General features: G+C 74.8%; 6 protein-coding genes. All 6 read right to left on the minus strand.

What is annotated here, in order from left to right; translation table 11 throughout:
- Positions 1–974 (minus strand): aminotransferase class V-fold PLP-dependent enzyme (locus tag RYN42_RS19430; protein ID WP_315099029.1); only part of this gene is annotated, 974 nt, incomplete at its 3' end.
- A 104-nt stretch (positions 975–1,078) separates the two neighbouring features.
- Positions 1,079–1,609, minus strand: a complete 531-nt coding sequence (locus tag RYN42_RS19435) for an alpha/beta family hydrolase (protein ID WP_315099032.1) — start codon at positions 1,607–1,609, stop codon at positions 1,079–1,081.
- On the minus strand, positions 1,606–2,415 hold the full coding sequence (locus RYN42_RS19440; RefSeq protein WP_315099036.1) for a Cof-type HAD-IIB family hydrolase: 810 nt from the start codon (positions 2,413–2,415) through the stop codon (positions 1,606–1,608). Before RYN42_RS19440 ends, RYN42_RS19435 begins: the two co-directional genes overlap by 4 nt.
- Positions 2,416–2,427: 12 nt before the next feature.
- Positions 2,428–3,672, minus strand: a complete 1,245-nt coding sequence (locus RYN42_RS19445; RefSeq protein WP_315099039.1) for an allantoate amidohydrolase — start codon at positions 3,670–3,672, stop codon at positions 2,428–2,430.
- Positions 3,672–4,889 carry an alanine--glyoxylate aminotransferase family protein gene (locus tag RYN42_RS19450; protein WP_315099043.1) on the minus strand — a complete coding sequence of 406 codons (1,218 nt, stop codon included), beginning with the start codon at positions 4,887–4,889 and terminating at the stop codon, positions 3,672–3,674. The genes RYN42_RS19445 and RYN42_RS19450 overlap by 1 nt, the downstream gene beginning before the upstream one ends.
- The coding region (locus RYN42_RS19455) for an amidase family protein (protein WP_315099046.1) at positions 4,886–5,708 on the minus strand (823 nt) is incomplete at its 5' end. The genes RYN42_RS19455 and RYN42_RS19450, both read right to left, overlap by 4 nt.

Below are 5,708 nucleotides of genomic sequence, written 5' to 3' on the forward strand. Positions count from 1 at the left end.
CCTCCGCGGCCCGCCGCGCGGGTGCCGTGCGCGGCGAGGCGGGCGCGCCGGGAGCCGGTCGCGTCGTCGGGGAGCGCGACGATCGCGCTCCCGCCGGGCTCGAGGCCGAGACGTCCGCGGAAGTCGTCGGCGAGGGCGACGGCGTACCGGTGGACCTCGTCGCGCGGGGCGTCCGCGAACAGCTCCAGCACCGGCACGGCGCCCACCCAGCAGAGCCAGGCGGGGGAGACGTCGAACCGCCGCGCGTCCCGGGCGAGCTCCATGCGGGGGCCGTAGACCGACGACCAGATCTCCTCGCCCGCATACCAGCCGGCGCTCGTCGGCCGGATCCGGTCGAGGTGCTCCGGGCGGACCGTCAGGAACGCGGTGCCCCGGGGTGCGGCCAGCCACTTGTACGCCGCGCAGACCGTGACGTCGAACTGCCCCGCGTCCACGGGCAGCCACCCCGCGGCCTGCGTGAGGTCGCAGACTGTCTGTGCACCGGCGGCCGCCGCAGCCGTACGGATCGCGGCCGCGTCGGCGACCCGTCCGTCGCGCGACTGCACTAGCGAGAACGCGACCGTGTGGGTGGTGGTGCGGACCTCGTCGGCCAGCGACTCCACCGGCACGTGCCGGACGGTCACGCCACGGTCGGCGTGGGCCAGGAACGGGAACACGACCGACGCGAAGTCGCCGTCGACCGTGAGCACCTCGGCGCCGTCCGGCACGGCGGCCGCGACGAGCCCGACCAGCGCGGACGCCTGCGAGCCGACCGCCACCCACGACGGGTCCACGCCGACCAGCCGGGCGTACGCGCGGCGCGACGCCGTCACGGCCTCGTCGTACACCGCGAGGTCGGCCTTGCCCGCCTGCCAGGTGTCCAGGGCGGCGCGCACCGCGTCCACCGTGACCCGCGCGGGCAGGCCGCAGGTCGCGGCGTCGAGATAGCCGGGCACGGGGTCGAACGCGGAGCGCAGCACGGTCAGGGAGCTCATGGCGACGATCCTCTCGCAGGCTCGGAGTCCTCGATCGCGCCGCGAGAACAACCTGAGTGGCGGACGCGGGGTCTGTCACGACACTCACGTTGTCGTCGCCGCGGTCAGTCCAAGGTGTGCAGCCAGTCCCGGACCGCGTCGGCCACGGCGGTGGCGCTCGTCGGCGTGTGCGTGCCAGGGAGGAAGACGGTGGTGACCGGCCCCGCGACCGCGGCCAGGTGGGTGGTCAGCTCGTCGGGGGAGCCGAACGGGTCCGTGGTGCCGGAGACGGCCAGCACCGGGACGCGCAGGTCGGGCAGGTGCGCGACGCGGAGGGTGTCCGGGCGGCCCGGCGGGTGCAGCGGGTACGACAGGAGGACCAGGCCGGCCGCGGGGAGCCCGGCGGCGACGGCCATCGAGCACATGCGGCCGCCGAACGAGCGGCCGCCGAGCACCAGCGACTCCGTCCCGACGCCGAGCGAGGCCGCGAACGCGGCGGCCTGCACGGTGACCTGCGCGATCGCCGGTGCCGCAGTCTTCGGGAGATCCAGCCGCAGCACGGGCAGCGGTGCGACGGCCGTCTCGACCGCGACGAGCGCCGGGCTGTCGCGGCTGCCCCCGAAGCCGGGAGTGAGCAGCAGGCCGGCGACGGTCACTGCAGGCCCAGCACCGAGGTGATGGTGCGGACCACGCCGTTGGCGGTGTTGGCGGGGGCGACGAACCGCGCGTGCGCCCGGACGTCGGGGTGCGCGTTGTCCATCGCGAACGACCAGTGCGCGGCGTCCAGCAGGCCGATGTCGTTGAAGTAGTCGCCGAACGCCATGGTCTGCTCCGGGATGATCCCCCGGGCGTCCTGCACCGCGCGCAGGGCGTGCCCCTTGTCGGCGGTGGGGCTCATCACGTCGACCCAGTGCGTGCCGGACACCAGGGCGTCGAACGGCTCGAGGAGCGGGCCGACCCCCGTGGCGGCCGAGCCGAAGTCGTACACCGCGACCTTGAGCACCTCGTCGTCGTCGACGGCTGCCAGGTCATCGAGCACCCGCAGGTTCGCGTAGTACGGCCGCACCTGGTCGAGGAACGGGTCGTCGGTGCGCTCGACGTAGGCCGACCGCAGCCCGCACACCACGGTGCCCAGGTCCAGGTGGTCCGCCGCGCGCACCGTCTCGACGACCTTGCGCGCCGTGGCCAGGTCGAGCGGGTCCACGCTGATCACCTCGTCGTGCTGCACGACGTGGGCGCCGTTCTCCGCGATGTACACCAGCTCGTCGCGGCCGAACTGGCGGCGCAGGGTGGGGTACGCCCGACCGCTGGCCGGGCACAGCAGGATGCCGCGGCGGTCGAGCTGGTCGAGCAGCGGCCAGAAGTCGGCGGGGATCTGCTTGTGCTCGTCGAGGAGCGAGCCGTCCATGTCGACCGCGATCAGCCGGATGTCGGGCACGGTGTCGAAGACGGGAGGTTCCACGTCCTGATCCTCTCAGGCCCCCTCGCGTGCCAGGTGCTCGACCGTCGCGGTCAGCGCGCGCAGGCCCGTCTCGACGTCGGCCACGCTGACGGCCTCGTCGGGATGGTGGCTGATCCCGTCCGGGTTGCGCAGGAAGAGCATGCCGACACCGGTGACCGCGCCCATGGCCATCGCGTCGTGCCCGGCGCGGCTGAACAGGGCGGGGACGTGGCGGCGGCCGGTGTCCTCGATGCCCGCACGGACGACGTCCTGCAGCAGGGTGTCGCAGCGGACCGCCGGCGCCTCGTGCAGCTCGCGCGCCGACCAGGTCAGGCCGCGGCGGCCGGCGATCTCGTCCATCGCCGATGTGATGCCCCGCCAGACGCGGTCGCGGTCGTCGTCGTGCTCGCCGCGCAGGTCCACCGTGAGCCGGGCCTCGCCGGGCACCACGTTGACCGCGCCGGGGAACGTCTCCAGGCGGCCGACGGTGCCGATGATGTGGTGCTCGGCGCGGCACAGGCGCTCGACGGCGAGGGCGACCTCGCTGGCGCCGAGCAGGGCGTCGTGCCGCGTCTCGTACCGGGCCCCGCCGGCGTGCCGGGCCTCCCCGTCGATCTGCACGGCGAACCGCCGGGCGCTCGCGATCGACGTGACGACGCCCAGCGGGGAGCCCCCGTCGTCGAGCTCCGGCCCCTGCTCGATGTGCGCCTCGAGGTACCCCGCCAGCGAGTCGGCGGGCCGCGCGGCCGTGCCGACCCGACCGGGGTCCAGCCCGAACTCGCGGAACGCCGTGCGCAGCGTGGTGCCGTGCGCGTCGGTGAGGTCCCACCACGCCTCGTCCCACCGGCCGGCCATCGCGGAGCTGCCCAGCAGGGCGGTGCCGAACCGCGCGCCCTCCTCGTCCCAGAACGCCACGACGTCGAGCCCGAACCGCAGTGAGGCGGCCCGCGGTCGCAGGGCCCGGACCACCTCGATGGCCATGAGCACGCCGACGATCCCGTCGTACCGGCCGGCGTCGCGCACGGTGTCCAGGTGCGAGCCCAGCAGGAGTGAGGGCGCCTCGGGGTCCCGGCCGGCCAGGTGCCCGCACTGGTTGCCGGCCGCGTCCTGCCACGTGTCCAGACCGACCTCGCGCATCCAGCGGGCGGCCAGCCGGTTCACGCGGGCGTGCTCCGGGGACAGGTAGACGCGCTCGATCCCGCCGGCCATGGAGGAGTACGCCGCCAGCTCGTCGCAGCGGGCCATGATGCGCCGGGCGGCGACGGCGGCGTCGAGCATCAGGCCTCGGACCAGGCCAGGTACGCGGCGTCGACCCCGCCGCCGTGGGGGACCCTCGCGCCGGCCCGGCGCAGCACCTGCTCGAGGGCGGCGAGGGTGGTCAGCACGGTGTCCAGCCGCGCGTTGGCGCCCATGGTGCCGATCCGCCAGACCCGGCCGTGCAGCGGGCCGAACGAGGTGCCGATCTCGATCCCGAAGTCCTGCAGCAGCGCGGTGCGCACGGTGTCCCCGTCGACTCCGGCGGGGATCTCCACCGCGACCACGTTGTGCATCTTGTGCGCCACGTCCCCGAACACCCCCAGCCCCAGCCCGCGGACGCCCGCCAGCATCGCCCGGCCGGCCCGCTCGTGCCGGTCGATGACCGCCTGCCGGCCCTCCTCCAGGATGATCCGGGCGCACTCGTGGGCGGCGTACAGCATGCTCGTCGCCTCGGTGTGGTGGTTCAACCGCCGCGGCCCCCAGTAGTCGAGGATCATGCCGAGGTCGAAGTAGTTGGAGCGCACGGGCTCCCCGGTGTCCTCGTCGGACTCCTCGCGCAGGCCCGCCTCGATGCGGCGTCGTCCGCGGACCACCTCGACCGCGCGCTCGGACAGGCTGATCGGCGCGCTGCCCGAGGGGCCGGACAGGCACTTCTGCAGGCCGGCCGTGACGGCGTCGAGGCCCCACGCGTCCAGCTCGAACGCGTTGCCGCCGAGGGACGCGGTGGCGTCGGTGTAGAAGAGCACACCGTGCTTCTGGCAGATCGCACCGACCTCGTCGAGCGGCTGGAGCATGGTGGTGGACGTGTCGCCCTGGACGACCGCCAGCAGGTGCGGCCGCACGCGGACGACCGCCTCCTCGATGACGGACGCCGGGAACACCTGCCCCCACGGCACCTCGATCGTGTGCACCTCTGCCTGCGCGCGCTGCGCGATCTCGGCCAGCAGGTGCCCGAACCGGCCGAACACGGGAACGAGCACGCGCTCGCCCGGCCGCACCAGCGACACCAGGGCCGCCTCGATGCCCGCGCGGGAAGTGCCGTCCACCAGCAGGGTCGCCTCGTTGGTCGTCGCGAAGACCTCGCGGTACAGCTCCATCGTCTGGTTCATGTACCCCGTCATCGCCGGGTCGTACTGGCCGACCAGCGGCGTGGACAGCGCCCGGAGCACCCGCGGGTCGGCGTTCACCGGACCCGGTCCCATGAGCAGGCGGGCGGGCGGGTTCACCGGGGTGGTCATGCGGGTCCTCCGAGGGAGCGTGCGTGACGGACCAGCGAGAGGTCGCTGCCGCGGGGGCCGACGAAGCAGAGCCCGACCGGTGCCGGTCCGAGGGTGGACGGGAAGGTGAGCGCCGGGACGGACAGCGCGGGGAGGCCGCCGATGCCGGCCAGGGCCGTCATCCGCAGGGTCGCCGCGCGGACCCGCTCCAGGTCGTCGGTCCGCGCGGGGGCCGGGCCGGGCGTGGTCGGCATGACCAGGACGGCGTCGTCGGCGATCGCGCGGATCACCCCAGCGAGCCGCTCGACCTCGGCCCGGGCCGTCGCCTCCTGGGTTGCGGTCACCTCGCGCGCGACCTCGAAGCGCTCCCGCACCCCGGGTCCGACGGCGTCCGGGTGCTCCTCGATCCAGGTGCCGTGAGCCCGCCACGCCTCGGCCGCCTGCACCACGCGGAACGCCTCGAACCACGTGTCGAGCGGGCCGACCTCGATCTCCTGCACGGTCCCGCCGGCCCATGCCTCGAACGCCTCGCGCGTGGCCGGCTCGACCAGCTGCAGCACCTCGACGGGGACCACGCGGCGCGCGGGCAGGAGCGGGGCGTCGTCCTGCAGGCACCAGCCGGCCACGTGCTCGAGCGTCGCGCCGGTGCGGGTGAGCCAGCCGACCGTGTCGAACGACGGCGCGAGCGGCAGCATGCCCTGCCGCGGCACCAGCCCGTGCGTGGTCCGCAGCCCCCACAGGCCCTGGTAGCTGGCCGGCACGCGGACCGACCCGGCCGTGTCGCTGGCCAGCCCGACGTCGGCCTGCCCGGTGGCGACGGCGGTGGCCGGACCGCTCGAC

The sequence above is a fragment of the uncultured Cellulomonas sp. genome, assembly GCF_963527515.1.
Taxonomy (GTDB): domain Bacteria; phylum Actinomycetota; class Actinomycetes; order Actinomycetales; family Cellulomonadaceae; genus Cellulomonas.